Origin of the sequence: Streptomyces inhibens (assembly GCF_003389455.1) — a bacterium.
Classification (GTDB): domain Bacteria; phylum Actinomycetota; class Actinomycetes; order Streptomycetales; family Streptomycetaceae; genus Streptomyces; species Streptomyces inhibens.
This window is the reverse complement of the sequence record NZ_QUAC01000302.1, coordinates 1-1,818: the sequence shown is the minus strand read 5'-3', so window position 1 is coordinate 1,818 and position 1,818 is coordinate 1. Positions and strand designations below refer to the sequence as shown.

Here is a 1,818-nt window from a genome sequence, read left to right as displayed (position 1 = left end):
CGCGCTGGCCGCCCGCCCGCATGACCGGGGGCCGCTCCGTCCCGGCGCCGTCCTCGCCGCGACGGCCGGCCCCGTACCGCGCCGGGTCGCCGCCCTCCTGACCTCCGACCGGACAACCGGTCACCCCCCGATACGCACCGGCTTCCGCGGCCGCCGTCTGATCGCCGCGGCCCTGCTCGCCTGCATCGCCTTCTCCGCGGGCGCCGCCCTGGACGCCGCGGCCGACCTGCACGAGACGGTGGAGGTGGCCCAGGGGGAGGCGGCGCACTGAGCTGCCGGGGAACGGGGGGCGGGCCCTACTCGCCCGCCCCGGCCCCCGTATGCGCCCCGGTTCCCGTACCGCCGCCCTTCCCCCTGCCGACGGTGAAGCCCAGCGTGGCACCGCCGCCCGGGCGGTGGGCGGCGAAGGCGTGGCCGCCATGGGCGGTGGCGATCTCGCGGACGATGGCGAGGCCGAGGCCGGAGCCGGGCAGGCCGCGGGCGGCCGGCGCCCGGTAGAAGCGGTCGAAGACCCGGGTGAGGTCGGCTTCGGCGATGCCGGGGCCGCGGTCGAGGACCTCGATGCGGGCGCCGGTGACCTGGACCTCGATCGGCTCCGTCCCGCCCGCGTCGAACTTGGCGGCGTTCTCCAGCAGATTGGTGAGCGCACGGTGCAGCGCGGCGGGGCGGCCCTCGACCACCGCCGGGCGCGTGGTCCGTACGGTGATCTCGCGGCCGGTGCGGCGCCGGGCGGACCCGGCCGCCTTCTCCGCGACCTGGGCCAGGTGCACCTCGGACAGCGGGTCGTCGTCGCGCTGTCCGGCCGCCAGATCGACCAGCTCGTTGACCAGATCGCTGAGTTCCCTGGCCTCGCCCGCCAGATCGGTCAGCAGCTCGTCGCGGGCGTCCGACGGCAGTTCCTCGAACCGCTTCAGCAGCGAGATGTTCGTACGCAGCGAGGTCAGCGGGGTGCGCAGCTCATGGCCGGCGTCCTGGACCAGGCGCTGCTGGTCCTGGACCGCGCTGGCCAGCCGCCCGAGCATGTCGTCGAAGGCCCGCCCGAGCCGGGCGACCTCGTCCCGGCCCGCCACCGGCACCGGTACGTCCAGCCGCCCGTGCTCCGCCACGCTCTCGGCGACCGAGGTCAGCCGCACCAGCCGGCCGGTGATCCGGCGCGCCAGCCACCAGCCGGCCGCGCCGGACAGCGCGATGACCGCGGCCGCCAGCAGGGCGGTGCGCTGCTGGAGCGCGGAGAGCAGATCCTCGGTCTCGCTGAACTTCTGGGCGACCTGGACGGCCCCGCGGCCGCCGCCGAGCGCAACGGTGGCGACGTGGTACTCCTCGTCGCCGATGTCCGCCTCCCGCTCCGTGTACCGGCCGGCGTGTGCGTCCGTGGCGATCCGGCGCTCCGCGGCACCGACCGGCAGGGCCGGGCGCCCCAGCTCGACGATCCGGCCGCCGGCGCCCAGGATCTGTACATCGGTACGGGTGGGCCGGGTGAGGTCGTCGCGCGGTCCGTCGTGGTCGGGGTCGGCGGTCGCATAGTCGGAGGGCGCGAACGGCTTCTCCCGGACCTGGGTCCGCAGATCCCGTACGACCTCGGAGAACACCGACTTCTCGTCCACCCGCACCAGCCGGGCCGCCGCGTCGTAGCTGAGGAATCCGACGAGCACGGTCACCGCGGCGGCCCCGATGGCGAACGCCACCGCGAAGGCGGTGCGCAGGCTGGCGGGCTTACGGGTGCGCAGCCAGGCGGCCGACCCGCCGCCGCGCACGGCACGCATCCAGGCACGCAGCCGGGCGCGCAGCCGACGGCCGCGCCGGGCCCGGGGCCCGGAG

Annotated in this window: 1 protein-coding gene and 1 pseudogene; one reads left to right on the top strand and one right to left on the bottom strand. The window is 76.6% G+C overall.

The window, feature by feature from the left end; genetic code table 11:
• Positions 1-271: pseudogene (locus DY245_RS33085) on the top strand (M56 family metallopeptidase); the annotation flags it as partial.
• Between the two features lie 25 nt (positions 272-296).
• Here the strand turns inward: DY245_RS33085 and DY245_RS33080 are convergent.
• Positions 297-1,818 (bottom strand): sensor histidine kinase (locus tag DY245_RS33080; RefSeq protein ID WP_425329469.1); only part of this gene is annotated, 1,522 nt, incomplete at its 5' end.